The following is a 26,242-nucleotide window of genomic DNA, read 5'->3' as shown; positions in this document are numbered from 1 at the left end:
AGCGCGCGCGCATCGCTGGGGTTCCTTCGTCACCCCAGCCTACAAGTAGTCAGCCCTCATAGAGCCACGGCTGGTCCAGCAGCCTCGCCCCCAGCGTCCACATCGCCGCATTGCGCGCCATGCGCAGCGGCCCGGTCGCATGGAAGATGGTTCCGTTGCGCTGCGACTTTTCCTGCACCTGCGCGACGCGCTCCCAGCGGTTCAGCGCATAGCGCCGCAAGGCGGTCGGCACGTCGATCACGTTGTCGTCCACCGCGCCCAGCACGCGCTGCAGTTCGCGCGCGTCCTCGATCGCCATGCCGGCGCCCTGCGCCAGGTAGGGCCGCATGGGATGCGCGGCGTCGCCCGCCAGCGCGATGCGGCCGTTCGCCATCTCCTCGGGCGCAGCGACGGGCGGCCGCGCATGCAGCACCCACAGGCGCCAGGTCGGCACCGACTCGACGCGTTCGCGCACCGGGGCGCACACGGGTCCCAGCGCGGCGTCCAGCTGCGCCTGGCTGGCCGCATGGTCCCAGTCGCGCGGATCGCCCGGCTGCGTGCCTTGCACCACGCAGACTGCGTTGAGCCACTCGCCGCCGCGCAGCGGGTAGGTCACCAGGTGCATGCGGGGCGCGAGCCAGACCGTCACCTCATCGCTGCGCAGGCGCTCCGGCAGGTCCTGCTGGCGCACCAGGCCGCGGTACGCGAGGTGGCCCGTCGCCTGGGCAGGGCCGTCGGCCACCACCGCGCCACGCAAGCTGCTCCACACGCCGTCGGCGACCGCCAGCGCGTCCCCCTCGATGGGTTCCGGGCCGTCGGTGCGCAGCGCCACCGCTTCCGGCCGCTGCTGCGCGCCATGCACGTGGGTGGCCGTGTGCAGGCGGGTCCCTGCATCGCGCGCCGCGGCGAGCAGCGCAGCCTGCAGGTCCGCTCGGTGCACGGTGAGGTAGGGGGCGCCGTAGCGCTCCACCATGAAGCCGCCCAGCTCCAGCACGCCCAGCTCGCCGCCGTCGCTGCCATCGCGCACGCGCAGCCGCGGCGGCGCCACCGCGAGCTGCTGCAGCTCGCCTTGCAGCAGGTCCCATTCGCGCAGGATGCGGGTGGCATTCGGCCCGAGCTGGATGCCCGCGCCGACCTCGGAGAAGGTGTCCGCCTGCTCGAACAGGCGCGCTTCCCAGCGCGCCCGGCGCGCGGCGACGGCTGCCGCCAGTCCGGCGATTCCTCCGCCCGCGACCAGCAACTCGCGTGTCACGCCGCCAGCAGCTGCCGCAGCACGTAGGGCAGGATCCCGCCGTGGCGGTAGTAGTCCACCTCGATCGGCGTGTCGATGCGCAGCGTGAGCTTCACTTCGCGGCTGCTGCCGTCGGTGCCGCGGATGATGAGCGCGGCCTGGCTTTGCGGCCGCAGCTGCGGATCGGTCTCGATGTCGATCAGCTCCTCGCCGGTCAGGCCCAGCGACTGCCAGCTCGTGTCGCCCTGGAACTGCAGCGGCAGCACGCCCATGCCCACCAGGTTGCTGCGGTGGATGCGCTCGAAGCTGCGCGCGATCACCGCCTTGATCCCCAGCAGCTGCGTGCCCTTGGCCGCCCAGTCGCGCGAGGAACCGGTGCCGTACTCCTCGCCGGCGAACACCACCGTGGGCCGCCCCTCGGCCATGTACTTCATCGCAGCGTCGTAGATGAACATCTTCTGCGCGCTGCCGTCCGCGCCGCGGTACAGCGTGAGGCCGCCCTCCTCGCGCGAGCCGTCCGGCCCCGGCGTCAGCATCAGGTTGCGGATGCGCACGTTGGCGAAGGTGCCGCGCATCATCACCTCGTGGTTGCCGCGGCGCGAGCCGTAGCTGTTGAAGTCGGGCTTGCTCACGCCCTTTTCCAGCAGGTAGCGGCCGGCCGGCGAGCTGTCCTTGATCGAACCCGCGGGCGAGATGTGGTCGGTGGTGATGGAGTCGCCGAACAGGCCGATGATGCGGGCGTCGCAGATCGCCACCGCCGCGCCGGTGCCGGTGCTCTGGCCGGTGGCCGCCGCGGGCGGCTCCAGCGTGAAGCCGTCGAAGAAGGGCGGCTCGGCGATGTAGGTGCTCGCTGGCCAGTTGTAGGTGTCGCCGGCGACGCCCTCGATGTCCTTCCACAGCTCGCCCGGGTCGCTCTTGACCTTGCCGTAGTTGGCGCGGAAGGCCTTGGCGTTCATCGCGTACTTCATCAGCTTGTGCACCTCGTCGCTGGTCGGCCAGATGTCGCCCAGCCAGACGTCCTGGCCGTCGGCGCCCTTGCCGACCGGCTCGGTCATCAGGTCCGTGAGCACGGTGCCAGCCAGCGCGTAGGCCACCACCAGCGGCGGGCTGGCCAGGAAATTGGCCTTGATGTTCGGGTGGATGCGCGCCTCGAAGTTGCGGTTGCCCGAGAGCACCGCGGCGCACACCAGGTCGCTCTGGCCGATCGCCTCGTTGATCTCCGGCGTGAGGTCGCCCGAGTTGCCGATGCAGGTCATGCAGCCGTAGCCGGCAAGCGTGAACCCGAGCTGCTCCAGGTAAGGCAGCAGCTTGGCCTCGCGCAGGTACTCCGTGACGATGCGCGATCCCGGTGACAGCGAGGTCTTGATGTGCGGCTGCACGCGCAGCCCTTCTCCACCGCCTTCTTGGCCAGCAGGCCGGCGGCCAGCAGCACGCCGGGGTTGGAAGTGTTGGTGCAGCTCGTGATCGCGGCGATCAGCACGTCGCCGTTGCCGATCGTGATGTCGCCCACTTCCACGTGCGGGACCGACATGGCATGCGCCGAGGGTGGCGTCGGCTTGTTCGCCTCCATTTCCGCCACGAAGCGCGGCGCGGCCAGCGGCGCCGGCGGGTTGTCCGGCGGCACGATCTGTTCGACCTTCTCGTTGCCGGGCCGCTGCACCAGGTGGCGCGTCTGCAGCAGGTCGGCCGACTTGTTGAAGCCGTTTTCGCCGATCGGCTTGGAGAACAGCGACTTGAAGGTGCTGGCGACCTTGCCGATCTCGATGCGGTCCTGCGGCCGCTTGGGGCCGGACAGGCTGGGCGTCACCGAGCCGAGGTCCAGGCGCACCACCGTGGAGTAGTCCACTTCGCCCGCCATGGGCACGCCGAACATGCCCTGGGCCTGGAAGTAGGCCTCCATCAGCTTGATCTCTTCCTTGCTGCGGCCGGTGCCCTCGAAGTAATCGATGGTGCGCTCGTCCACCGGGAAGAAGCCCATGGTCGCGCCGTATTCGGGCGCCATGTTGGCGATGGTGGCGCGGTCCGGCACGGCCAGGCTGCGCGTGCCCTCGCCGAAGAACTCGACGAACTTGCCCACCACCTTGTGCTTGCGCAGCAGCTCGGTGACGGTCAGCACGAGGTCGGTGGCGGTGCAGCCTTCGCGCAGCTTGCCGGTGAGCTCCAGGCCCACCACGTCGGGCGTCAGGAAGTACACGGGCTGGCCCAGCATCGCCGCCTCGCCCTCGATGCCGCCCACGCCCCAGCCGACCACGCCGATGCCGTTGATCATGGTGGTGTGGCTGTCGGTGCCCACCAGCGAGTCGAAGTAGCAGACGCCGTCCTCGCGCTTGTGCACGCCCCGCGCCAGGAATTCCAGGTTCACCTGGTGGACGATGCCGAAGCCGGGCGGCACCACGCCGAAGGTGTCGAAGGCCTGCATGCCCCACTTCATGAACTGGTAGCGCTCGCGGTTGCGCTGGAACTCCAGCTTCATGTTCAGGTCGATGGCGTCCTTGCTGCCGTAGTGGTCGACCATGATGGAGTGGTCCACCACCAGGTCCACCGGCACCAGGGGCTCGATCCGGCCGACGTCCTTGCCGAGCCGCTGGGCCGCGCTGCGCATGGCGGCCAGGTCGGCCAGCAGGGGCACGCCGGTGAAGTCCTGCAGCACCACGCGGGCGACGGTGAAGGGGATCTCGTCGGTTCGCTCGGCATTGGGCTGCCAGTTCGCGACCTGCTCGACGTGCTCGGCCGTGACCTTGCGGCCGTCGCAGTTGCGCAGCACCGATTCCAGCACGATGCGCATGGACACCGGCAGCCGGCGGATGTTGGGGTATTGCTTGGCGAGCTCCGGCAGGGAGTAGAACTGGCCCGAGCGGCCGACGCCGGCCTTGAAACTCTGGAGGGTGTGGGCGAACGCGTTCGTCATTCTCTCGACCTCTCGTTGTTGCTTTGCGCGTCATTGTGCCGCCAGACGCGGCCCGCAGGGCGCCAGGAGTCTGCGCGGCAGAAATACGGGCCTGCGCCGTGGCCAGAAATGCGTCAGGCTAGGCGCGGCCGAGGCCGTGTACTTTCCGTACACAAGGAGGCCGTAACGACGCATGGCGCATTTCTGGTCGCGGCCCGAAGGGTTGGGCCGATAAGGGGCCGTCTGCGTCGTTACGAAAACGGGTCAAGCCGTCCAGGCTTGACCCGTTTCCGCGCCTAGCATCCAGCCCCTTATCGGCCCAACGCAGGCCCGTATTTCTGCCGCGCAGACTCCTACGCGGAGACGGGCAGGTAACGAACGGCCAGCACGCCCTCGATGGCGGCCAGCGCCGTCAGCACGGGGGCTTCCACCGCGCTGTCCACGTCGACCAGCGTGTAGGCCATGTCGCCGCGCGACTTGTTGACCATGTTGTGGATGTTCAGGCCCGCATGCGCCATGGTGGTGGAGATCTGGCCCAGCATGTTGGGCACGTTGGCATTGGCGATGGCCACCCGCCAGGCGCTGCCGCGGCCCATGCTCACGTCGGGGAAGTTCACCGCGTTGCGGACGTTGCCGTTCTCCAGGAAGTCGCGCAGCTGCTCGGCAACCATCACCGCGCAGTTGTCTTCCGCCTCGCGCGTGGACGCACCGAGGTGGGGCAAGGCGATCACCCGCGGGTGGCGCAGGATCAGCGGATTCGGGAAGTCGCAGACGTAGCAGCCCAGCTGGCGGCCGTCGAGCGCCGCCACCATGGCGGCGTCGTCCACCACGCCTTCGCGCGAGAAGTTCAGCAGGATGGCGTCGCCGCGCATCAGGCGCAGGTTGCCCGCGTGCACCAGGTGGCGCGTCGCCTTGAGCAGGGGTACGTGCAGGCTGACGATCTGCGCGTTCTTCAGCACGTCCTCGACGCTGGCGGCGCGCCGCACCTGCGAGGGCAGGCTCCAGGCGGCGTCGACGGTGATCTCCGGGTCGTAGCCCATCACCTGCATGCCCAGCTTGATCGCCGCGTCGGCGACCAGCGCGCCCACCTTGCCCAGGCCGATGACGCCCAGCGTGTGGTTGCCCAGCTCGAAGCCGGCGAAGGCCTTCTTGCCTTCCTCGATCGTCTTGTCCAGGTGGGGATCCGCGGGATCGAGGCCTTCGACGAAGCGCTGCGCCGAGGGCAGGTTGCGCGCGGCCATCAGCATGCCGGCCAGCACGAGTTCCTTCACGGCGTTCGCGTTGCCGCCGGGCGCGTTGAACACGGGGATGCCGCGCACGCTGAGCGCCGCCACCGGGATGTTGTTGGTGCCGGCGCCGGCGCGCGCGATCGCGCGCACCGAGGCCGGGATGTCCATCGCGTGCATGTCCGCCGAGCGGACCAGGATCGCGTCGGGCGCGGTGATGTCCTTGCCCGTGCGGTAGCGGCCCGCAGGCAGCCGCTCGAGGCCGGCCTTCGAGATCTGGTTGAGGACCAGCACCCCGAACGAAGCGCCGTCAGCCATGTTGCCGCTCGAATTCCTTCATGTACTGCACCAGCGCCTTCACGCCTTCGATCGGCATCGCGTTGTAGATGGAGGCGCGCATGCCGCCCACCGAGCGGTGGCCCTTGAGCTGGATCATGCCGCGCTCCTGCGCGCCCTTGAGGAAGGCGTCGTTCAGCGCGTCGTCCTTCAGCCAGAAGGGCACGTTCATGCGCGAGCGGTCTTCCTTCGCGATCGGGTTGCGGTAGAAGGCCGTCGCATCGAGGAAGTCGTACAGGATCGCCGCCTTCTCCTCGTTGTGCTGTGCCACCGCCTTCATCCCGCCCAGCTTCTTCACGTGCTTGAGCACCAGCCCCGCGATGTAGATCGCGTAGGTGGGCGGGGTGTTGTACATGGAGTCGGCTTCGGCCTGGACCTTGTAGTTGAAGGCCGAGGGCGTGACCGGCAGCGCGTGCCCCAGCAGGTCCTCGCGCACGATGACGATGGTCAGGCCGGACGGGCCGATGTTCTTCTGCGCACCGGCGTAGATCAGGCCGTACTTGGCCACGTCGATCGGCCGCGACAGGATGTCGGAGGACATGTCGGCCACCAGCGGCACGCGGCCGGTGTCGGGCGTCCAGTGGAACTGCACGCCGCCGATGGTCTCGTTCGAGCAGATGTGCACGTAGGCCGCGCCGGGATCGAGCTTCCACTCCTGCTGCTTCGGCAGCGCCGTGAACTTCGAGGCCTCGCCGGTGGCGGCGACGTTCACCTGGCCGTAGGTCTTCGCTTCCTTGTACGACTTCTTCGACCAGTCGCCGGTGAGGACGTAGTCCGCCTTGCCGGTGGCGCCGATCAGGTTCATGGGCACGATGGCGTTCTCGCCGATCGCGCCGCCCTGCATGAACAGCACCTTGTAGTTCGCGGGAATGCCCATCAGCTCCTTGAGCAGGTCCTCCGTCTCGGCATGGATGGACATGAACTCCTTGCCGCGGTGGCTCATCTCCATGACCGACATGCCGCTGCCGTGCCAGTCGAGCATCTCCTCGGCCGCCTGGCGCAGGACGGGTTCGGGCAGGGTGGCGGGGCCGGGGCTGAAGTTGAAGACGCGGGTCATGGAACTCTTGGAATCTCTCTCTGGACAAGCCGGCGCGAGCGCGCCGGGCCTGCCAGCATACAAGAGTCGCAAGACCCGCCCGGCCTCAGGCCATGGCGGCGGCGGGCGCGCGCCTGAGGCCCAGCCACTCCAGCTCGCCCAGCACGGCGACCACCGCGGCCTGCAACACGATCCAGGCGACGCCGAGGGCCGTGCCGGCCGCGCCGGTCAGCAGCAGTTCCACGCAGCCGAGGAGCCAGGCGGCATTGCCGGCGACCATGATCCAGACCAGCGGCGCACGGGGCGCCCGCGCGGCGAAGGCGGCGAAGGCCGCGACCGCGAGCAGCGCCCAGCCGGTGGCGGTGAGCAGGCCGGCGGGCAGCCCGAACCAGGCGGACAAGGCGGCCGGCGCGGCCAGTTGCAGCAGGCCGGTCGCCAGGCAGGAGGCGGCGTCCAGCCAGAGGACGGTGGAGAGGAAGCGCGGGGAGGATGTGAGGTTCATGGCAGCTCCTTGGTTGGTGAGGACCGCACTCTGGCCGCCGGTGCGCAGCGGGTCCATGACCTCGCAGGTCATGGAAGCCGGGCCGCAGCCGCTCTACCATCGCGCCCATGGACCTCGCCCTTGCCACGCCCGCTCCCGCCGCCTCGCAGGTGCGGCCCTTCGGCGACCAGCTGCGCGCCTGGCGCATGCGCCGCCGCATGAGCCAGATGGACCTGGCCAACGAGGCGGACATCTCCACCCGCCACCTCAGCTTCGTGGAGACCGGCCGCTCCGCGCCCAGCCGCGAGATGGTGCTGCGCCTGGCCGAGCGCCTGGAGGTCCCGCTGCGCGAGCGCAACGCGCTGCTGGTGGCCGCTGGCTACGCGCCGATGTACCGCGAACGGCCGCTGGACGATCCCGCGCTGGCGGTGGCGAAGGAGGCCGTGCAGCTGATCCTGAAAAGCCACGAGCCCTTCCCCGCCCTGGCCGTCGACCGGCACTGGAACATGCTGGCGCACAACGCGGTGGTGCCGCTGCTGCTCGGTGGCGTGGACGCCGCGCTGCTGCAGCCGCCGGTGAACGTGCTGCGACTGAGCCTGCATCCGCAGGGACTGGCACCGCAGATCGCCAACATCGGCCAGTGGCGGCACCACCTGTTCGAGCGGCTGCGGCAGCAGGTCCATGCGACCGGCGACGCGAAGCTGCAGGCGCTGGAGCAGGAACTGCGCGGCTTTCCCATGCCGGCCGATGCGGACGCGACGCGGCTGGAAGGCGAGGTGCTGGGCATCGCCGTGCCCCTGCGCTTCCGCACGCCGGCGGGGGTGCTGAACCTGATCAGCACGACGACCATCTTCGGCTCGCCGGTGGACGTGACCTTGCAGGAGCTGGCGCTGGAGACCTTCTTTCCGGCGGATGCGTTCACGGCACAGGCGCTGCGCGGACTGGCCCGCACGCCGCTGGGGTTCGCCTCCGGCTCACCGCCAGCCTACGACTACCCGTGACTGCCGTAGGCTGGTGGTGAGCGAAGCGAACCCCAGCTGCCCTCACGGATTCAAGGGCACCAACCCATCATCCGGCGGCGCCGCATCCACCTCGTGGATCCGCGCCTCGAAGGCGCGCAGGCGCTTGTACACCGAGATCAGCTCCACGATCGTGCTCCAGCTGAGCACCAGGTACTGGAAGGACTCGGTCACCTTGTCGAAGGCGCGCGAGATCTGCTGCATCACGCCCAGCGTGATCACGCCGGCGGCGACGGTGGGGCCGATGGCGATCAGCGGCACCAGCACGCTCACCTGCAGGTAGGACCACTTCACCACGTCGAAGTACAGGTAGTGGAAGAACAGGCGGAAGTAGTTGCGCCGCACGTGCTGGAACAGCGAAGCCGCCACCGGCGGGGCGGCGCGCGAAGGATCGTCCTCGCCGTACACCAGCTCCTTGCGGTACGCCGCCTCCACGCGCTGGTTCTGGAACTCCAGCCCCGGCAGCAGGATGCCGGTGAACGCCAGCAGGATGGTGCCGAACAGCGCCCAGCCGATCGACACCCACACCAGCGAATGCGGGATCGAACCGAGGATCGGGATGGCGGTGATCTTGTCCGAGAGCGCCCACAGGATCGGCAGGAAGGCCGCCAGCGTCATCAGGCTGCGCATCAGCTCCACGCCCAGCCCTTCCATGATGCGGGCGAAGCGCATGGTGTCCTCCTGCACCCGCTGCGCCGCGCCCTCGATCACGCGCAGCTTCGGCCAGTACTGCATGTAGTAATCGTTCATGGCCTGGCGCCAGCGGAACACGTAGTGCTTGATGAAGAAGTCCAGCAGCACGGCCACCGTCACGTAGACCATCGCGATGCTGATGAAGGTACTGAGCTGCTCCCAGTAGGAGTCCAGCGTGATGCTGCCGGGCTTGGACAGCGCGTTCTGCACCAGATCGTAGAAGGTGCCGAACCACTCGTTGATCTTCACGTCCAGCTGCACCCGGTACCAGGTCGCGAACAGGATCAGCGCGGTGCCGAGGATGGACCAGAGCATCCATTTGCGGTTCAGGAAGAAGGAACGGAACATTGTTGTTGCCTCGGCGTGTCGGTCAGCTGGCATGCTAACGGCTCGGCTTGCCGCCGTGGCCTGGCCGCTGGTGGCGAAAGGGCGCGCAGCAAGCACACGCACGCGAGGAAGAGGCGGCCCGCGGGCCGCCTTCTTCATGGACCTCCCTCTCGCCCCTTCTTCGTCGCAGGACCCACCGCTCACAATTTGATAGCTGCTGAGCCAGCGTCGTTGCAACACGACACGAAACAAGCCGTGTGGTGGATTGTCCTGCCTTGACCGGCGACTGCCGCGCACGCCGACACGGCGCGTGACCCGTGGCGCCCGCAGGACAAGCGTGGCGCAGCATGGGTTGGCTTCACCTGCACGGTCCATGCGGAAGGACTGACAGGTGACAGGGACACGAACCGATACCGCGCCTGCTTGCTTGTCGCGGAACGGCACAGGTGCACATGCGTTATTTCGTCAGGAGTTATTTCATGAAAACCAGAATGGCAAAGATCAGGCTGACCTTGGTGTCAGCGGCGTTGGTCAGTGCGCTCGGCACGGCGTGGGCCTTGGGAGCCGGTGGTGGGGCAGGAGCAGGCGGAGGCGATGGCGGAGGCGCCGGTGCCAGTGCAGGCGGTGGGGGCTCCGGCGGCGGCTCCGGTGGTGGCGGCTCCGGTGGTGGCGGCTCCGGTGGTGGCGGCTCCGGTGGTGGCGGCTCCGGTGGTGGTGGATCCGGTGGTGGTGGATCCGGTGGTGGTGGATCCGGCGGTGGTGGATCCGGTGGCGGTGGATCCGGCGGCGGTGGATCCGGCGGCGGCGGTGGGTCCGGTGGCGGCTCTGGCGGCGGCGGCTCGTCCGGCGACGGCGGCGGCTCCGGTGGCGGTAGCGCCGGTGGTGGCGGTGCCGGTGGCGGCAGTGGTTCGGGCGGCGGCGGTGCCGGCGCCGGAGGCAGTGCCGGCGGTGGCGGTGGTGGGTCCGGCGCGGGTGCAGGTGCCGGCGGTGGCGCCAGTGCAGGCGGTGGCAGTGCGAACGGCGGCAGCGCCGGCGGTGCGCCGTCGGGCAACGCCGGCGGCAACGGTGGCGGCAACGTCGGCACCGGCAACAGTGGCGTCGGCGTCGGCAACACCGGCCCGGGCAACCAGGGCAACGGCCCGAACGCGGACACCGCCGGCAACGCCGGTGGGCCGGGGAGTGTCGGTGGCGGCAACGGCGGCGGCGGCACCGGTGGTGGTGGCGGCACGGTCGGAGGTGGCGGCACCGTAGGCGGTGGCGGCAGCAACGTCGGCACGGGCAACAGCGGCGTCGGCGTCGGCAACACCGGCCCCGGCAACCAGGGCAACGGCCCGAACGCGGACACCGCCGGCAACGCCGGTGGGCCGGGGAATGACGGCGGCGGCAACGGCGGCGGCGGCACCGGGGGTGGTGGCGGCGGCACGGTGGGAGGTGGCGGCACCGTTGGCGGTGGCGGCACGGTCGGCGGTGGCGGCACCGTAGGCACCATCGGTGATGGCGGCACAGTCGGTGGCGTCGGCCCTGTGGGTCCTGCGCCTGGTGTCGTGACGCTCAGCCCGGCCACGGCGCCGGTACTGGTCTTCACGCCCGAGCCCATCATCCGTGGCCCGGGGGCACCTTCGGCGGTAGGTAGCGCCACCATGGGGAGTCCCGCGACGCTGGGCGTCGGTCCCGCGATCGGGGGCACCGCGCTCGGCATGGGTGCCGCTCCCAGTAGCGGAAGCACTTCGGTGGGCAACGCAGGCGCCGGCAATGCAGGTGCCAGCAGCGCAATGGGCGCGGGCCCCACCGGCAACAACACCACGGTGCTCCGCGCGAAGGCAGACCGCAACTAGGCGGCACGCCAGCATGGAAGAAGCGGCCTCCGGGCCGCTTTTTCCTGAGCGCTCACATATCGATAGCTGAAGAGCCACGTTGGTTGCGGCTGAGCCGTTACGTTACGCAAGCAACGGTTGTCCTCCTTTGTCCTGCCACGAACACCGGAACCGCCGCACGCAGGGCTCCGCGAGGAACTGACGGGCGCCTGCGCGAGCCCGCCGGAACATGAGCTCGCTTCACCTACACGGCTGTCCGGCGGGCACCGCGCGGTGCAGGGTCACGAGCCGATACCGGAGCTACCTCCGGCATGCGGAACGGTACGGATGCAATCATTTTTTTTCGGCAGGGAGTGATTCATGAACAGCGGAATCGGAAAAATCAAGCTGACCTTGTTGTCGGCTGCACTGGTCAGCGCATTGAGTGTCGCGTGGGCGCAGGGCGCGGGTGGGGGTGACGGCGGCGGTGCGGGCGGCAGCGCGGGTGCTGGCGCGGGCGCCGGTGCCGGCGGTGGCGGTGGCGGTGGCGGTGGCGGCGGCGGTGGCGGTGGCGGTGGCGGTGGCGGTGGCAGTGGCGGTGGCGGTGGCGTGGCGGTGGCGGCGGCGCCGGCGGCGGCGGCGGCGGTGGCGGTGGCGGTGGCGGTGGCGGTGGCGGCGGCGCCGGCGGCGGTGGTGCCGGTGGTGGTGCCGGTGGTGGTGCCGGTGCCGGCGCCGGTGCCGGTGGTGACGGCGGCAGCGCCGGCGTCGGTGGCGGCGTCGGTGGTGGCGTCGGTGGTGGCGTCGGTGGTGGCGTCGGTGGCGGCGTCGGCGGCGGCGTCGGCGGTGGTGCCGGTGTCGGCGTCGGCAGCGGCAACGGCGGCGGCAACGTGGGCACCGGTAACAGCGGTGTCGGCGTCGGCAACACGGGTCCCGGCAACCAGGGCAACGGCCCGAACGCCGATACGGCCGGCAACGCCTGCTGCGGCAGCCCGGGCAACGGCGGCACCGGGGGCAACGGCGGAACGGCGGGCGGCGGTGGCGCCGTGGGTGGCGGTGCAGCTGTGGGTGGCACGAGCGGCGGCACGGTCGGCGGTTCGACCGGAGGCACGGCGGCCGTGGGCGGCACCGCAGGCACCGCAGGCACCTCAGGCACCGCAGGGGCGGTCGCTGCTCCCGGTGCGATCGGCGCCACGGGCCCCGGCGTCGTGAGCGTGACGCCGCAGTCGGCGCCCGCGCTGGCGTTCTCGCCTGAGGTCATCATCCGCGGGCCGAGCGCCACGGCGGGCGCGCCGGCCGGTGCGGTCACGCTGGGCGGACCGGCCATCGGCGGCACCGCCATCGGTGCCGGCCCGGCCACGGGCAGCACGGCGATGGGCAGCGGTGCCGGCAGCAGCACGATGGGCGCGGGCCCCAGCGGCAACAACACTGCGGTGCTCCCGGCCAAGGCGGACCGCAACTGAGCGGCGCCGGCAAGGAAAGGGCGGCCTTTGGCGGGCCGCCCTTTTTTGTCACGGTCCGGACGTCGGACCCGTCCGACATCCGTGCGGCGCCCAGTCCCACGATGGGCAGCATCCTGCCCGGCAAGGATGTCCGTCCATCCCGACAGCATGGCGGCCCACGAGGCCGGCCCAGCGTCGGTTTTTCTATTTTCATGAGGAGTTTTCATGAACAACATCCGTAACCGTCTTCGCACCTCGCTGTTCGCCTGCTCCCTGCCGGCGCCGCCGGTCTCGCCTCCGCCCAGCTGCTGGGCTTGGGGGTGAACGTGGGGGCCGGCCTCGGCGTTGGTGCGAGCGGCGCAGGCGCCGCCGCCAGCACGGGCGCGACCGTGGGTGGCGCGGTCCGCGCCACCGTCGCGCCGGCGCAGGCCGGCGTGGACGCGCTCCTGGGCGTGGGTGCTGGCACGGCGCCGGCGTCGGCACATGCAGCCGAGCGCGCACAAGGCACGGTCACCCTGCCCGAGACCGCCGCGGCGGCCAATGCCAGGGCGGATGCCGCGGCAGGCGGACGGGCCGCCGTGCGGATCCTGCGGCCGGCGACCACGATCTCGGGCAATGCCGCCGTGGGCGGCAGCACCAGCGCATCCGTCAACGGCACCGAGGCCGGCGCCGCCATCGACGCGCGCCTGGGCGCCGGCGTGGCGGTTCCCGCCGGTCGCTGACCTGCAGATGAAAAAGCGGCCCTCGGGCCGCTTTTTCTCGTTCAGCGCAAGCCGCTCAGACCGCGACTTCCCTGGCCGTCTGCGCGTACTCCTCGATCTGGTCGAAGTTCATGTAGCGGTAGACCTTGTCGCCCTGCTGGTTGATCACGCCCATGTCGGCGGCGTACTCGGCCACCGTCGGCAGGCGGCCCAGCTTGGACGCGATCGCCGCGAGTTCCGCGGACGCCAGGAACACCTGCGTGTTCTTGCCCAGGCGGTTCGGGAAGTTGCGGGTGGAGGTGGAGACCACGGTCGCGCCTTCCTTCACCTGCGCCTGGTTGCCCATGCACAGCGAGCAGCCGGGCGACTCGGTGCGCGCGCCGGCGCCGCCGAAGTTGGCGTAGTGGCCTTCGCGCGTGAGCTGCTCGGCGTCCATCTTGGTCGGCGGCGCCACCCACAGCTTCACCGGGATGTCGCGCTTGCCTTCCAGCAGCGTGGACGCGGCGCGGAAGTGGCCGATGTTGGTCATGCAGGAACCGATGAAGGCCTCGTCGATCTTCGTGTTCTGCACGGCCGACAGCGGCTTCACGTCGTCCGGGTCGTTGGGGCAGCACAGCAGCGGCTCGGTGATCGAGTTCATGTCGATCTCGATCACGGCCGCGTACTCGGCGTCCTTGTCCGCTTCCAGCAGGCTGGGCTTGGCCAGCCAGGCTTCCACGGCCTTGATGCGTCGCTCCAGCGAGCGCTTGTCCGCGTAGCCCTGGGCGATCATGTTCTTCATCAGGACCACGTTGGAGCGCAGGTACTCGGCGACCGGCGCCTCGTTCAGCTTCACGGTGCAGCCGGCGGCGGAGCGCTCGGCCGAGGCGTCGGACAGTTCGAAAGCCTGTTCCACCTTCAGGTCCGGCAGGCCCTCGATCTCGAGCACGCGGCCGGAGAACACGTTCTTCTTGTTCTCCTTGGCCACGGTCAGCAGGCCCTGCTGGATCGCGAAGTAGGGGATCGCGTGCACCAGGTCGCGCAGCGTGATGCCGGGCTGCATCTTGCCCTTGAAGCGCACCAGCACCGACTCGGGCATGTCCAGCGGCATCACGCCGGTGGCTGCGGCGAAGGCCACCAGGCCGGAACCGGCCGGGAAGCTGATGCCGATGGGGAAGCGCGTGTGGCTGTCGCCGCCGGTGCCCACGGTGTCGGGCAGCAGCAGGCGGTTCAGCCAGCTGTGGATCACGCCGTCACCCGGGCGCAGGGCGACGCCGCCGCGGTTGGAGATGAAGGCGGGCAGCTCGCGGTGCGTCTTGACGTCCACGGGCTTCGGGTAGGCCGAGGTGTGGCAGAAGGACTGCATCACCATGTCGGCGCTGAAGCCCAGGCAGGCCAGGTCCTTCAGTTCGTCGCGGGTCATCGGGCCGGTGGTGTCCTGGCTGCCGACGGTGGTCATGCGCGGTTCGCAGTAGGTGCCGGGACGCACGCCCTTGCCTTCGGGCAGGCCGCAGGCGCGGCCGACCATCTTCTGCGCCAGCGTGAAGCCCTTGCCGGAATCGACCGGGGGCTTGGGCAGGCGGAAGGTGGTGGAGGCGGCGAGGCCCAGGAACTGGCGCGCGCTGGCGGTCAGCGAGCGGCCGATGATCAGGTTGATGCGGCCGCCGGCGCGCACTTCGTCCAGCAGCACGTCGGACTTCAGTGCGAAGCGCTCGACCACCTTGCCGCCCTTCTCGATGGTGCCCTCGTAGGGGAAGATGTCGATCACGTCGCCCATCTCGAGCTTCGACACGTCCACTTCGATCGGCAGCGCGCCGGAGTCTTCCTGCGTGTTGTAGAAGATCGGGGCGATCTTGCCGCCCAGCGTGACGCCGCCGAAGCGCTTGTTCGGCACGAAGGGGATGTCCTGGCCGGTGGCCCAGATGACGCTGTTGGTGGCGGACTTGCGGGAGGAGCCGGTGCCCACGACGTCACCCACGTAGGCGACCTGGTGGCCCTTGGCCTTGAGCTCCTCGATGAACTTCATCGGGCCGCGCTTGCCCTCTTCTTCCGGCTTGAACGCGGCACCCGGGCGGCTGTTCTTCAGCATCGCCAGCGTGTGCAGCGGGATGTCGGGACGCGACCAGGCGTCCGGCGCGGGCGACAGGTCGTCGGTATTGGTTTCACCGGGCACCTTGAACACGGTGACGGTGATCTTCTGCGGCACTTCCGGGCGGCTGGTGAACCACTCGGCATCGGCCCAGGACTGCATCACCTCCTTGGCGAACGCGTTGTTGGCCTTGGCCTTCTCCGCGACGTCGTGGAAGTAGTCGAACATCAGCAGCGTCTTCTTCAGGCCGTTGGCCGCGATCTGCGCGACTTCGGCGTCGTCCAGCAGGTCGATCAGGGGCTTGACGTTGTAGCCGCCGACCATGGTGCCGAGCAGCTCGGTCGCCTTGGCCTTGAAATGGCAGGAACGGAGAGGTCCCCATGCGCAACGGCCGCCAGGAAGCTGGCCTTGACCTTGGCTGCGTCGTCCACGCCCGGCGGCACGCGGTTCGTCAGCAGCTCCAGCAGGAAGGCTTCTTCCTTGGCCGGGGCCGACTTGATCAGCTCGATCAGGTCGGCGGTCTGCTTGGCGGACAGCGGCAGCGGGGGATGCCGAGCGCGGCGCGCTCGGCAACGTGTTCAACGTAGGCTTGCAACATGGGGGTTCTCTCCGTTCAATCAAAAGGCGCCCTCAGGCGCCGTGGTTCATTTGGGCGCCGGCTCCAGCAGGTTCACCGGCTTCATGTCTTTCGCATAGGCCACCTGCTCGGGGCTCTTGCATTCGTCGGCCAGGCGCTTGCCTTCCTTCTGGCTCATCAGCATGGACTTGTTGGCCAGCTGCAGCCACAGCGCGCCACGCGCGTTGTCCTCCAGGCGGATCGCCCCGGTGCGGCTCTCCTCGGGGTGCATCACGAACTTGTGCACGCCGCGCGAGACGAAGAAGAAGCCTTCGCGCTTCATCGGCTTGATGGTGACCTTCTCGCCCAGCTCGCACTGGATCTCGCCGACGAACACCGTCCTGGCGATCGCGAGTTGCGCCTCGCTCAGCTTGATGCGCGGATCGGGCTCCGACACCGGCGTCGCCTCCTCGATGGCCTGCCGCTTGGTCGGCGCGGGCGACTTGCTCACGGCGACCGGCTTCTTCGGGTTGACCGGTTTTTCCGCCGTCTGCGCCTGCGCCGTGGCGGCAAGCGAAGCGATCAGGATGCTGGCAAACAGAACCTTCATGACGTCTCTCCTCTCTGGACTAGGGACGCGCGAACCATGCGCGCGCTTCTTCGGGGAGCTTCCGTCCGGTCTGGTGGGCCCTTTCCAGGACCTGCCAGTAGTAGCGGTAGCTCGCCCTGTCCTCGAGTTTGCCGTCGAAGCTGATCGGTGCCCAGCTTGCCGCCTCGGCACCCCTCAGAATCTGTGACGCCTTGTGAATTTCGTCGGCGCTGGGAGCGAACACTTCCACGATGGGCCTGATCTGGTCAGGGTGGATGCTCCACATGCGCGTGTAACCGAACTCGTTGGCTGCACGCGACGCCGCGGCCCGAAAAGCGGCCTGGTCCCTGAATTCCGTCACCACGCCATGCGAAGGCACCTTGCCGTGGGCATGGCAGGCGGAGGAGATTTCCAGCTTGGCGCGCACCACCAGCGGGTGCGTGAACTGCCCCTGCACGCCCATGCCATCGGAGGGGATGGCGCCGCCGTGGGCCGACACGAAGTCCATCAGCCCGAAGCTCAAGGACTGCATGCGCGGGTGACCAGCGATGTCGAAAGCGCGATGAACGGCGGCCGGGGACTCGATCAGGCCCTGCAGCGGCAGGTCCTTCGCGCCCGCGGCATCGAGCGCGCGCGCGGCGCGCTCCACGTCTTGCGGGCGCTCCACCTTGGGCAGCATGACGTGCACCAGGCGATGGCCCGCCTTGCCGGCGATGGTGGCGATGTCCTGCTCGAAGGCCGGATGGTCCACCGGGTGCACGCGCACCGCGACGCGCGCATTCGGCTTCGCGGCCAGCGCCAGTTCCACCACCAGCGCGGCATGCTCCGCCTCGCCGCCCACCGGCGCGCCGTCCTCGCAATCGAGCGTGACGTCGAACACGCAGGCGCCGAACTCCTGCGACATCTCCTCCTGCAGCTGCAGGCTCTTGCGCATGCGCGCTTCGACGCCGCTGTAGTGGTCGCACACCGGCAGCGCGCCGGTGCGCGCCTGCGCGCCGAGGAGGATGTCGCGGGGATGCGCCACGTGCGCCTTACAGGAGGTGCGCCACGCCCTGCTGCTCTTCCTGCAGTTCCTTGAGCGTGAGGTTGATGCGTTCCTGCGAGAAGGCGTCGATCTCCAGGCCTTCGACGACCTTGTACTCGCCGTTCTGCGTGGTGACCGGGAATCCGAACATGGTGTCCTTGGGGATGCCGTACTGGCCGTCCGAGGGGATGCCCATGGTGACCCACTTGCCGTTGGAGCCCAGGGCCCAGTCGCGCATGTGGTCGATGGCGGCGTTGGCGGCGGAGGCGGCGGACGACAGGCCGCGCGCCTCGATGATGGCGGCGCCGCGCTTGCCCACGGTGGGCAGGAACACGTCCTTGTTCCACACCTGGTCGTTGATCAGGTCCTTGACCGCCTTGCCGCCGACGGTGGCGAAGCGGTAGTCCGCGTACATGGTGGGCGAGTGGTTGCCCCACACGGTCAGCTTCTCGATGTCCCTGACCTGGGTGCCGGTCTTGGCGGCGACCTGCGACAGCGCGCGGTTGTGGTCCAGGCGGAGCATGGCGGTGAAGTTCTTGCGCGGCAGGCTGGGCGCGCTCTTCATCGCGATGTAGGCGTTGGTGTTGGCGGGGTTGCCGACCACCAGCACCTTGACGTTGCGCGAGGCGACCTTGTCGAGGGCCTTGCCCTGCGCGGTGAAGATGGCGGCGTTGGCGGACAGCAGGTCCTTGCGCTCCATGCCGGGGCCGCGCGGACGGGCGCCGACCAGCAGCGCGTAGTCGGTGTCCTTGAAGGCGGTCATCGGGTCGCTGTGCGCTTCCATGCCGGCCAGCAGCGGGAAGGCGCAGTCTTCCAGTTCCATCATCACGCCCTTGAGCGCCTTCTGGGCCTTCTCGTCGGGGATCTCCAGCAGCTGCAGGATCACGGGCTGGTCCTTGCCCAGCATCTCGCCGGAGGCGATGCGGAACAGCAGGGCGTAACCGATCTGGCCAGCGGCGCCGGTGACGGCGACGCGAACGGGCTTCTTGCTCATGGAAATCTCCGAATGGAAAGTGGATGCGAAAGGGGAGTCGGCGTGGGGCGCGCGGGAGGGGATCTGCCGGAGTTGGCCCTGCGTGGACAGCGCGGGAGTTTACCCGTAGAAACCCGCAGGGTCAATTTGTCTTATGTCTTATATAAGATATGATTGAGGTCAAGAAAGGTGCAGAACGCACCGCGCCGCATGGCCACCTCCACACCCTCCTCCGCCGACCTCGCCACCGCCGACCAGGCGCCTTCGGCGACCCCGGCGTTCAGCCCTCTGTACCAGCAGATCAAGGGCCTGATCCTGCAGAGCCTGGAGGCGGGCGAATGGAAGCCCGGCGAGGCCATCCCCAGCGAGATGGACCTGGCCGCGCGCTTCCGCGTGAGCCAGGGCACCGTGCGCAAGGCCATCGACGAACTCGCCGCCGAGAACCTGGTGGTGCGCCGCCAGGGCAAGGGCACCTTCGTCGCCACCCACTCCGAGCAGCACGTGCGCTACCGCTTCCTGAAGCTGGTGCCCGACAGCGGCGACGAGGGGCCGGCGCAGCGCAGCATCCTCGACTGCCGCCGCCTGCGCGCGAGCGCCGAGGTCGCGCGCTCGCTCGCGCTGCGCACCGGCGACCCGGTGCTGCAGGTGCGCCGCGTGCTTTCCTTCGGCGGTGTCCCCACCATCCTCGAGGACATGTGGCTGCCCGGGAACACGTTCAAGGGCCTCACCGCGGAGCAGATGGCGGCCCACCAGGGTCCGACCTACGCGCTGTTCGAACTGGAGTTCGGCGTGCGCATGGTGCGCGCCGAGGAAAAGATCCGCGCCGTCGCGGCGGACGCGCAGCAGGCGCAGCTGCTGGCGGTGGACGAAGGCGCGCCGCTGCTCTCGGTGGAGCGGCTTTCGTACACCTACAACGACGTGCCGATGGAACTGCGCCGCGGCCTCTATCGCACCGACACGCACCACTATCGCAACGACTTGAGCTAGAGCAATCTTCGCGATGGCGGCGCAAGGCCGTTTTGCAACCCCGGTGTCAGCTTGTTGCGTTGAAATAGAATTTAGGGTTGTCCCCTAGGACGCATTTCATCCCCAGCGCAGCCCTCCTGAAAGAAACCCCATGACAGAGCTCGCCCGCAAGCGGCCGGAATTCCGCAACATCAACGTCACCGACCTGCCCGGCTACCGCTGGCCGGTCGCCTCCTGGTCTCGGGCATGCACCGCGCCAGCGGCGTGCTGATGCTGTTGCTTTTGCCCCTGATCATCTGGATGTTCGACACCTCGGTGTCCTCCGAGATCTCCTTCGCGCGCTTCCGCGCGGCCTTCAACACGGGCGCCTCCGGCGTGCTGCTCAAGCTGGTGGCGCTCGCGCTGATCTGGGCCTACCTGCACCACTTCACCGCCGGCTTGCGCCACCTCTGGATGGACGTGAGCCACGCCGCCGTCAGCAAGCAGCGCGGCGCCCTCACCGCCAAGGTCACGCTCGTGATCAGCCTGGTGCTGACCGTGATCCTGGGCGCCAAGCTGTTCGGCCTGTACTAAGAACAACAGAGGAGTCCAGAACCATGGCAGTCAACTACGGCTCCCGGCGCACCGTCGTCGGCGCCCACTACGGCACGCGCGACTGGCTCGCGCAGCGCGTCACCGCGGTCCTGATGGCGCTGTTCACCCTGGTGGTGCTCGCGCAGGTCATCTTCTCCCGCGGGCCGATCGGCTACGACAGCTGGGCGGCCATCTTCCATCCGCAGTGGATGAAGGCGCTGACCTTCGCGACGGTCATCGCCCTCGTCTACCACGCCTGGGTGGGCGCGCGCGAGGTGCTGATGGATTACGTGAAGCCCGTGGGCATCCGCCTGGCGCTGCAGATCATCGTGATCGTGTGGCTGGTCGGTTGTGCCGGCTGGGCGATCCAGGCGCTCTGGCGCGTCTGAGGAACAGGACAATGGCATACACCAAGAGCAACATCACGACGCGCAAGTTCGACGTCGTCATCGTGGGCGCCGGCGGCTCCGGCATGCGCGCCTCCCTGCAACTGTCCCTGGCCGGCCTGAACGTGGCCGTGCTGTCCAAGGTGTTCCCCACCCGCTCGCACACGGTGGCGGCGCAGGGCGGCATCGGCGCGTCCCTGGGCAACATGTCCGAGGACAACTGGCACTACCACTTCTACGACACCGTCAAGGGTTCGGACTGGCTGGGCGACCAGGACGCCATCGAGTTCATGTGCAGCGAAGCGCCGAAGGTCGTGTACGAGCTCGAGCACTTCGGCATGCCCTTCGACCGCAACCCGGACGGCACGATCTACCAGCGGCCCTTCGGCGGCCACACGGCCAACTACGGCGAGAAGCCCGTGCAGCGCGCCTGCGCCGCGGCCGACCGCACCGGCCACGCCATGCTGCACACGCTGTACCAGCAGAACGTCAAGGCCCGCACCAGCTTCTTCGTGGAGTGGATGGCGCTGGACCTGATCCGCGACGCCGAAGGCGACGTGGTGGGCGTGACCGCGCTGGAGATGGAAACCGGCGACCTGCACGTGCTGCACGCCAAGACCGTGCTGCTGGCCACCGGCGGCGCGGGCCGCATCTACCAGGCCTCCACCAACGCCTTCATCAACACCGGCGACGGCCTGGGCATGGCGGCGCGCGCCGGCATCCCGCTGGAAGACATGGAGTTCTGGCAGTTCCACCCCACCGGCGTGGCCGGCGCGGGCGTGCTGCTGACCGAAGGCTGCCGCGGCGAAGGCGCGATCCTGCGCAACGCCAACGGCGAGCGCTTCATGGAGCGCTATGCGCCCACGCTGAAGGACCTGGCGCCGCGCGACTTCGTCTCGCGCTCCATGGACCAGGAGATCAAGGAAGGGCGCGGCTGCGGTCCGAACAAGGACTACATCATGCTGGACATGACGCACATCGGCGCCGCGGACATCATGAAGCGGCTGCCCTCGGTGTACGAGATCGGCGTGAACTTCGCGAACGTCGACATCACCCGCGAGCCGATCCCCGTGGTGCCCACCATCCACTACCAGATGGGCGGCATCCCGACCAACATCCACGGCCAGGTCGTGCTCCAGCGCAACGGGGCGACAACGACCCGCTCAACGGCCTGTACGCGGTGGGCGAATGCTCCTGCGTGAGCGTGCACGGCGCCAACCGCCTGGGCACCAACTCGCTGCTCGACCTGCTGGTGTTCGGCAAGGCCGCCGGCAACCACATCGTCGAGTTCGCCAGCCGCACCAAGTCGCACAAGCCGCTGCCGGCCGACGCGGCCGACCGTTCGCTCGAGCGCCTGAACCGCCTGGACAACACCACGTCCGGCGAGTACTCGCAGAACGTCGCCAACGACATCCGCGCCAGCATGCAGAAGCACGCGGGCGTGTTCCGCACGCAGGCCAGCATGGACGAGGGCGTGCGCAAGATCGCCGAGATCCGCCAGCGCGTGGGCAGCATCGAGCTGAAGGACAAGTCGCGCGTGTTCAACACCGCGCGCATCGAGGCGCTGGAAGTGGAGAACCTGATCGAGGCCGCGCAGGCCACGATCGTCTCGGCCGCCGCCCGCAAGGAGTGCCGCGGCGCGCACACGGTCAACGACTACGAGCGCCCCGCCAGCGACCCGGTCGCGCCGCTGGGCCGCGACGACGCCAACTGGATGAAGCACTCGCTGTGGTACAGCCAGGGCAGCCGCCTGGCCTACAAGCCGGTCAAGCTCAAGCCCCTGTCCGTGGAGTCGGTGCCGCCCAAGGTGCGGACCTTCTGATTACGTACTCCTGCGGACTGCCACTGCGCCTAGATTAAAGAGACGGAAGACCCCATGCAAAAGCGTACGTTCCACATCTACCGCTACGACCCGGACAAGGACGCCAAGCCGTACATGCAGACGGTGGAGATCGAGCTCGAGGGCAACGAGCGCATGCTGCTCGACGCCCTGATGAAGCTCAAGGCGATCGACCCCACCATCGCCTTCCGCCGCTCCTGCCGCGAAGGCGTCTGCGGCTCGGACGCGATGAACATCAACGGCAAGAACGGCCTGGCCTGCCTGGCGAACCTGCTGACGCTGAAGGACCCGATCGTCCTGAAGCCGCTGCCGGGCCTGCCCGTCATCCGCGACCTGATCGTGGACATGACGCAGTTCTTCAAGCAGTACCACTCGATCAAGCCCTACCTCGTCAACGACAGCATCAAGCCCGAGAAGGAGCGCCTGCAGTCGCCCGAGGAGCGCGAGGAGCTCAACGGCCTGTACGAGTGCATCCTGTGCGCCAGCTGCTCGACCAGCTGCCCCAGCTTCTGGTGGAACCCCGACAAGTTCGTGGGCCCGGCCGGCCTGCTGCAGGCCTACCGCTTCATCGCCGACAGCCGCGACCAGGCCACGGGCGAGCGCCTGGACAACCTGGAAGACCCGTACCGCCTGTTCCGCTGCCACACGATCATGAACTGCGTGGACGTGTGCCCCAAGGGCCTCAACCCGACCATGGCGATCGGCAAGATCAAGGAATTGCTCGTCCGCCGCGCGGTCTGAGCACTGGAGAGACAATGGAAGACGTTCCGCTGGACGAGCGCGGTCTGAGCAAGCTGAGGTGGCGCTGCCGCCGCGGCCTGCTGGAGAACGACCTGCTCATCGAGCGGTTCTTCGACCAGTACGCGCCGACCCTGACGATCCGTCAGGCAGAGGCGCTCGGGGAGCTGATGGACCTGGCCGACAACGACCTGCTGGACCTGCTGCTGCGGCGCAAGGAAGCCACAGGCGAACTCGATCGGCCGGACGTGAGACGAGTGCTGGAGATGCTGCGCAAGCCGGCGTCGCCGCTGAACTGAAACATCTAGAGGACACACCTATGAAACTCGCGGACAACAAGGCGACGCTATCCTTCAGCAACGGCAGCCCCAGTGTCGAGATGCCGGTCTACCACGGCAGCATCGGCCCGGACGTGATCGACATCCGCAAGCTGTATGCGCAGACCGGCATGTTCACGTACGACCCCGGCTTCATGTCGACGGCCTCGTGCCAGTCCACCATCACCTACATCGACGGCGACAAGGGCGAACTGCTGTACCGCGGCTACCCCATCGAGCAGCTGGCGACCTCCTGCGACTACCTCGAGACCTGCTACCTGCTGCTGTACGGCGAGCTGCCCAACCCGAGCCAGAAGGAAAACTTCGTCTCGCGCGTGACCAACCACACCATGGTCAACGAGCAGATGCAGTTCTTCCTGCGCGGCTTCCGCCGCGACGCGCACCCGATGGCCGTGATGACCGGCCTGGTGGGCGCCCTGTCGGCCTTCTATCACGACAGCACGGACATCAACAATCCCGAGCACCGCGAGATCTCCGCGATCCGCCTGATCGCCAAGATGCCGACGCTCGTGGCCATGGCGTACAAGTACACGGTCGGCCAGCCCTACGTCTATCCGAAGAACTCGCTGTCGTACACCTCGAACTTCATGCGCATGATGTTCGCGACGCCCTGCGAGGAGTACGAGCCGAACGACGTGCTCGTGCGCGCGATGGACCGCATCTTCATCCTGCACGCCGACCACGAGCAGAACGCCTCCACCTCCACGGTGCGCCTGTGCGGCTCCTCCGGCACCAACCCGTTCGCGGCGATCGCGGCGGGCGTGGCCTGCCTGTGGGGCCCGGCGCACGGCGGCGCCAACGAGGCGGCGCTGAACATGCTGGAAGACATCCAGAAGATGGGCGGCGTGGCCAAGATCGGCGAGTTCGTGTCCAAGGTGAAGGACAAGAACAGCGGCATCAAGCTGATGGGCTTCGGCCACCGCGTGTACAAGAACTACGACCCGCGCGCCAAGCTGATGCGCGAGACCTGCCACGAAGTGCTGCAGGAACTCGGCCTGCAGAACGACCCGCTGTTCAAGCTGGCGATGGCCCTGGAGAAGGTGGCGCTGGAAGACGAGTACTTCGTCTCCCGCAAGCTGTACCCGAACGTGGACTTCTACTCCGGCATCGTGCAGCGCGCGATCGGCATTCCGGTCAGCCTGTTCACGGCGATCTTCGCGCTGGCCCGCACGGTCGGCTGGATCGCGCAGCTGAACGAGATGATCGGCGACCCCGAGTACAAGATCGGCCGCCCGCGCCAGCTGTTCACCGGCTCGCCCAAGCGCGACGTGAAGCCGATCGCCCAGCGCTGATCGCCTCCCGCGCATGAAGAAGGCCCGCTGTCGCGGGCCTTTTTTCTTTCAGGCCGCCGCCGCGACGATCCGCTCCACCAGCGCGCCGACCGCCCGGTTCTGCGCCTGCAGCGCCGCCGGCGGCGGCTCCACCGCCAGCGTGACGATCGCCAGCCGCTGCGCCGGCACCACGACGCCAAGCTGCCCGCCATAGCCCCAGGCCCAGGCCACCGGCCGTCCATGCAGCATGCCGTTGAACCACAGGTAGCCGTAGTTGCCGCCCGCCACCTGCGGCAGCGACCAGGCGCCGGCCGCCTGCGGCTTCAGGCTGTCGGCCAGCCAGTCCGCGGGCACGATGCCGCGGCCGCCATCGGCCACCATCGCGGCGAGCTGCATAAAGTCGCGCGGGCGCAGCTCCCAGGCCCATGTACGAGGTCGCCTGGCCCGAGCGGTCGGTGCGCCAGTGGAAGCTCTCGATGCCCAGCGGCGCGAACAGGCCTTGCCGCGCGATCTCCGGCAGCTTCATCCCGTAAGCGCGTTCGAGGATGGGGGCCAGCAGCGAAATGGCGGCATCGTTGTACGACCAGCTGCCCGCCGGCGCATCGTTGCGCGGCAGCGCCAGCACGTGCTGCACGGGATCGCGGGCGCGCGCCAGCGGGTCCATGTCGCGCGTGAAGTCGTAGGCGAGCCCCGTCGTCCCGGTGAGGATCTGGCGCAGGGTGAGCTGCGCGGCGGGGCTGTCCGGCGCGCGCGCGACCTGATCGGGCAGCAATTGCGCGACCGTCTGCGACAGGCCGGACAGCCTGCCCTGGACCAGCGCCTGCCCCACGAGCATCGAAACCACGCTCTTGGTCGCCGAATTGATGCGACGCAGCTGGCCGGCGGAAGCATCGCCGTAGTAGCGCTCCGCCACCAGCGCGCCATGGCGCGCGACGAGCACGGCCCGCAGCGGGGGCAGCGAGCCAGCGTCCGCGAGCACGGCCTCGACGGGGTCGGAAGCCATCGCCCGCGGCAGCAGCAACGTCGACAAGCCTGCCGCGACGAGGCGGCGGCGCAGGGGATCGGTCTCGGCGCGCTGGTTCATGGAGCGACAGCGTACCCGGGCTTGCCGCGCGTGCCCACCATCAGCAGGTTGACCACGCCCATGACATCGTCCACCAGCAGCACCGCCTTTTCCATCTGCTCGGACTGCTCCTTCGTCCGCACGCAGCCCATGAGCGTGACGATCCTCCGCTCTCCCAGCACCCACACGGTGGTGTCGTCGAAGCGCCCGTCCATGCGGATGTATTGATGCACGCGCGGGATGATCTCCTTGTCGTAGAGATACGAGTTCGGCAGCCGGCAGCGGCCGACGCGGTAGCAGCTGGTGCCATGCTGGGAGCGCACGTGGGCCTGCTGGCGGACTTCCTCCTCGGTGTAGCCGGGAGGGCGCGGCACGGGGCAGCCCGCGAGCGCGGAGCTCACCTGCAGGAAGGGGTCGCCGAAGGCGTTGCGGCGCTGCTCGGCGCTTGCCGAAGCCGCCGCGAGCACCGTCAAGAGCAGCCAGGCCGCGCGTCGCATAGAGGGCGCGATCCTCGCGCGGAACCGCGCCCGCGGCAAGCGCCCGCGGCGATCTCCCCGGCACACTGCGCCGGCCGACTGTCCCGCGCTGGAGCACTCGCGCCTGCCCGCGCTCGGTGTTTGCCCTCGTGCGGCGCGCCCGCAAGGCCATCGGACCGGGTTGGCACGCCGCTCGCAACGCGTCGCTCCGCAGCACCCCTTTCCTGCCCCGG

At 68.9% G+C, this 26,242-nt stretch carries 20 protein-coding genes and 4 pseudogenes; 12 read left to right on the top strand and 12 right to left on the bottom strand.

Annotated elements, in window-relative coordinates; genetic code table 11:
* Positions 1–49: 49 nt before the first annotated feature.
* From HK415_RS02340 to HK415_RS02320, 5 genes and pseudogenes are all read right to left on the bottom strand, one after another.
* Positions 50–1,231 carry an FAD-dependent monooxygenase gene (locus HK415_RS02340; protein WP_171556621.1) on the bottom strand — a complete coding sequence of 394 codons (1,182 nt, stop codon included), beginning with the start codon at positions 1,229–1,231 and terminating at the stop codon, positions 50–52.
* Positions 1,228–4,118, bottom strand: a pseudogene (locus HK415_RS02335) (aconitate hydratase). The gene HK415_RS02340 and the pseudogene HK415_RS02335 overlap by 4 nt, the downstream one beginning before the upstream one ends.
* A 332-nt stretch (positions 4,119–4,450) precedes the next feature.
* On the bottom strand, positions 4,451–5,641 hold the full coding sequence (locus HK415_RS02330) for a phosphoglycerate dehydrogenase (protein WP_171556620.1): 1,191 nt from the start codon (positions 5,639–5,641) through the stop codon (positions 4,451–4,453).
* Positions 5,634–6,716, bottom strand: coding sequence for a 3-phosphoserine/phosphohydroxythreonine transaminase (gene serC / locus HK415_RS02325; RefSeq protein ID WP_171556619.1), 1,083 nt, complete (start codon positions 6,714–6,716; stop codon positions 5,634–5,636). Before serC ends, HK415_RS02330 begins: the two co-directional genes overlap by 8 nt.
* Before the next feature lie 85 nt (positions 6,717–6,801).
* Positions 6,802–7,197, bottom strand: a complete 396-nt coding sequence (locus HK415_RS02320; protein ID WP_171556618.1) for a hypothetical protein — start codon at positions 7,195–7,197, stop codon at positions 6,802–6,804.
* Between the two features lie 107 nt (positions 7,198–7,304).
* Between HK415_RS02320 and HK415_RS02315 the strand changes: the two genes are divergently transcribed.
* Positions 7,305–8,177: a helix-turn-helix domain-containing protein gene (locus HK415_RS02315; RefSeq protein WP_171556617.1), complete on the top strand. Its 873-nt coding sequence runs from the start codon at positions 7,305–7,307 to the stop codon at positions 8,175–8,177.
* A 42-nt stretch (positions 8,178–8,219) separates the two neighbouring features.
* On the opposite strand, the gene sbmA is transcribed toward HK415_RS02315, so the two are convergent.
* Complete coding sequence (sbmA, locus tag HK415_RS02310) at positions 8,220–9,236, bottom strand: peptide antibiotic transporter SbmA (protein ID WP_171556616.1); 1,017 nt, start codon at positions 9,234–9,236, stop codon at positions 8,220–8,222.
* 470 nt (positions 9,237–9,706) lie between these two features.
* On the opposite strand from sbmA, the gene HK415_RS26005 reads away from it, so the two are divergent.
* From HK415_RS26005 to HK415_RS02290, 4 genes are all read left to right on the top strand, one after another.
* Positions 9,707–11,050, top strand: coding sequence for a hypothetical protein (locus tag HK415_RS26005; protein WP_171556615.1), 1,344 nt, complete (start codon positions 9,707–9,709; stop codon positions 11,048–11,050).
* A 372-nt stretch (positions 11,051–11,422) separates the two neighbouring features.
* Positions 11,423–12,217 carry a hypothetical protein gene (locus HK415_RS23725; protein ID WP_216369711.1) on the top strand — a complete coding sequence of 265 codons (795 nt, stop codon included), beginning with the start codon at positions 11,423–11,425 and terminating at the stop codon, positions 12,215–12,217.
* Positions 12,214–12,468, top strand: coding sequence for a hypothetical protein (locus HK415_RS23720; protein ID WP_216369710.1), 255 nt, complete (start codon positions 12,214–12,216; stop codon positions 12,466–12,468). The genes HK415_RS23725 and HK415_RS23720 overlap by 4 nt, the downstream gene beginning before the upstream one ends.
* A 368-nt stretch (positions 12,469–12,836) precedes the next feature.
* The gene (locus HK415_RS02290; protein WP_171556613.1) at positions 12,837–13,169 is read left to right on the top strand and encodes a hypothetical protein; all 333 of its coding nucleotides are present in this window, start codon (positions 12,837–12,839) and stop codon (positions 13,167–13,169) included.
* 55 nt (positions 13,170–13,224) lie between these two features.
* On the opposite strand, the pseudogene HK415_RS02285 reads toward HK415_RS02290, so the two are convergent.
* The 4 genes and pseudogenes from HK415_RS02285 to HK415_RS02270 all read right to left on the bottom strand — a co-directional run bounded on the left by HK415_RS02285 (position 13,225) and on the right by HK415_RS02270 (position 18,379).
* A pseudogene (locus HK415_RS02285) lies at positions 13,225–15,814 on the bottom strand (bifunctional aconitate hydratase 2/2-methylisocitrate dehydratase).
* A gap of 46 nt (positions 15,815–15,860) precedes the next feature.
* Positions 15,861–16,382 (bottom strand): hypothetical protein, encoded by a 522-nt coding sequence (locus tag HK415_RS02280; RefSeq protein WP_171556612.1) that lies wholly within the window; start codon positions 16,380–16,382, stop codon positions 15,861–15,863.
* Between the two features lie 19 nt (positions 16,383–16,401).
* Entirely contained in the window at positions 16,402–17,385 is a 984-nt protein-coding gene (locus HK415_RS02275) for an HpcH/HpaI aldolase/citrate lyase family protein (RefSeq protein ID WP_309246549.1), read from the bottom strand.
* 7 nt (positions 17,386–17,392) lie between these two features.
* The gene (locus HK415_RS02270; protein ID WP_171556611.1) at positions 17,393–18,379 is read right to left on the bottom strand and encodes a malate dehydrogenase; all 987 of its coding nucleotides are present in this window, start codon (positions 18,377–18,379) and stop codon (positions 17,393–17,395) included.
* A gap of 189 nt (positions 18,380–18,568) precedes the next feature.
* On the opposite strand from HK415_RS02270, the gene HK415_RS02265 reads away from it, so the two are divergent.
* The 7 genes and pseudogenes from HK415_RS02265 (at position 18,569) to gltA (ending at position 24,491) form a co-directional block, all read left to right on the top strand.
* Positions 18,569–19,345 (top strand): GntR family transcriptional regulator, encoded by a 777-nt coding sequence (locus HK415_RS02265; RefSeq protein ID WP_171556610.1) that lies wholly within the window; start codon positions 18,569–18,571, stop codon positions 19,343–19,345.
* A gap of 130 nt (positions 19,346–19,475) precedes the next feature.
* A pseudogene (gene sdhC, locus HK415_RS02260) lies at positions 19,476–19,897 on the top strand (succinate dehydrogenase, cytochrome b556 subunit).
* A 23-nt stretch (positions 19,898–19,920) separates the two neighbouring features.
* Entirely contained in the window at positions 19,921–20,286 is a 366-nt protein-coding gene (gene sdhD / locus HK415_RS02255; RefSeq protein ID WP_171556609.1) for a succinate dehydrogenase, hydrophobic membrane anchor protein, read from the top strand.
* A gap of 11 nt (positions 20,287–20,297) precedes the next feature.
* Positions 20,298–22,105, top strand: a pseudogene (gene sdhA / locus HK415_RS02250) (succinate dehydrogenase flavoprotein subunit).
* Positions 22,106–22,159: 54 nt separating this feature from the next.
* Positions 22,160–22,864: a succinate dehydrogenase iron-sulfur subunit gene (locus HK415_RS02245; protein ID WP_171556608.1), complete on the top strand. Its 705-nt coding sequence runs from the start codon at positions 22,160–22,162 to the stop codon at positions 22,862–22,864.
* 14 nt (positions 22,865–22,878) lie between these two features.
* Positions 22,879–23,160 (top strand): FAD assembly factor SdhE, encoded by a 282-nt coding sequence (locus HK415_RS02240; protein WP_171556607.1) that lies wholly within the window; start codon positions 22,879–22,881, stop codon positions 23,158–23,160.
* Between the two features lie 20 nt (positions 23,161–23,180).
* A complete protein-coding gene (gene gltA, locus HK415_RS02235) occupies positions 23,181–24,491 on the top strand; it encodes a citrate synthase (protein ID WP_171556606.1) in 1,311 nt (436 codons plus the stop codon).
* Here the strand turns inward: gltA and HK415_RS02230 are convergent.
* Positions 24,445–25,554 (bottom strand): serine hydrolase domain-containing protein, encoded by a 1,110-nt coding sequence (locus HK415_RS02230; RefSeq protein WP_171556605.1) that lies wholly within the window; start codon positions 25,552–25,554, stop codon positions 24,445–24,447. The genes gltA and HK415_RS02230 overlap by 47 nt on opposite strands.
* On the bottom strand, positions 25,551–26,030 hold the full coding sequence (locus tag HK415_RS02225) for a BON domain-containing protein (protein ID WP_171556604.1): 480 nt from the start codon (positions 26,028–26,030) through the stop codon (positions 25,551–25,553). The genes HK415_RS02230 and HK415_RS02225 overlap by 4 nt, the downstream gene beginning before the upstream one ends.
* Positions 26,031–26,242: the final 212 nt, after the last annotated feature.

It is taken from the genome of Ramlibacter montanisoli (assembly GCF_013087525.1).
Classification (GTDB): Bacteria; Pseudomonadota; Gammaproteobacteria; order Burkholderiales; family Burkholderiaceae_C; genus Ramlibacter; species Ramlibacter montanisoli.
The sequence above is the reverse complement of the archived record's forward strand: the minus strand, read 5'-3'. Positions and strand labels throughout refer to the sequence as shown.

Coding starts and splice junctions, on each gene's coding strand:
- HK415_RS02225 (WP_171556604.1), bottom strand. CDS start 26,030: ATGCGACGCGCGGCCTGGCTGCTCTTGACGGTGCTCGCGGCGGCTTCG.
- HK415_RS02270 (WP_171556611.1), bottom strand. CDS start 18,379: ATGAGCAAGAAGCCCGTTCGCGTCGCCGTCACCGGCGCCGCTGGCCAG.
- HK415_RS02320 (WP_171556618.1), bottom strand. CDS start 7,197: ATGAACCTCACATCCTCCCCGCGCTTCCTCTCCACCGTCCTCTGGCTG.
- HK415_RS02230 (WP_171556605.1), bottom strand. CDS start 25,554: ATGAACCAGCGCGCCGAGACCGATCCCCTGCGCCGCCGCCTCGTCGCG.
- gltA (WP_171556606.1), top strand. CDS start 23,181: ATGAAACTCGCGGACAACAAGGCGACGCTATCCTTCAGCAACGGCAGC.
- serC (WP_171556619.1), bottom strand. CDS start 6,716: ATGACCCGCGTCTTCAACTTCAGCCCCGGCCCCGCCACCCTGCCCGAA.
- HK415_RS02265 (WP_171556610.1), top strand. CDS start 18,569: ATGGCCACCTCCACACCCTCCTCCGCCGACCTCGCCACCGCCGACCAG.
- sdhD (WP_171556609.1), top strand. CDS start 19,921: ATGGCAGTCAACTACGGCTCCCGGCGCACCGTCGTCGGCGCCCACTAC.
- HK415_RS02240 (WP_171556607.1), top strand. CDS start 22,879: ATGGAAGACGTTCCGCTGGACGAGCGCGGTCTGAGCAAGCTGAGGTGG.
- HK415_RS02245 (WP_171556608.1), top strand. CDS start 22,160: ATGCAAAAGCGTACGTTCCACATCTACCGCTACGACCCGGACAAGGAC.
- HK415_RS02280 (WP_171556612.1), bottom strand. CDS start 16,382: ATGAAGGTTCTGTTTGCCAGCATCCTGATCGCTTCGCTTGCCGCCACG.
- HK415_RS02315 (WP_171556617.1), top strand. CDS start 7,305: ATGGACCTCGCCCTTGCCACGCCCGCTCCCGCCGCCTCGCAGGTGCGG.
- sbmA (WP_171556616.1), bottom strand. CDS start 9,236: ATGTTCCGTTCCTTCTTCCTGAACCGCAAATGGATGCTCTGGTCCATC.
- HK415_RS26005 (WP_171556615.1), top strand. CDS start 9,707: ATGGCAAAGATCAGGCTGACCTTGGTGTCAGCGGCGTTGGTCAGTGCG.
- HK415_RS02330 (WP_171556620.1), bottom strand. CDS start 5,641: ATGGCTGACGGCGCTTCGTTCGGGGTGCTGGTCCTCAACCAGATCTCG.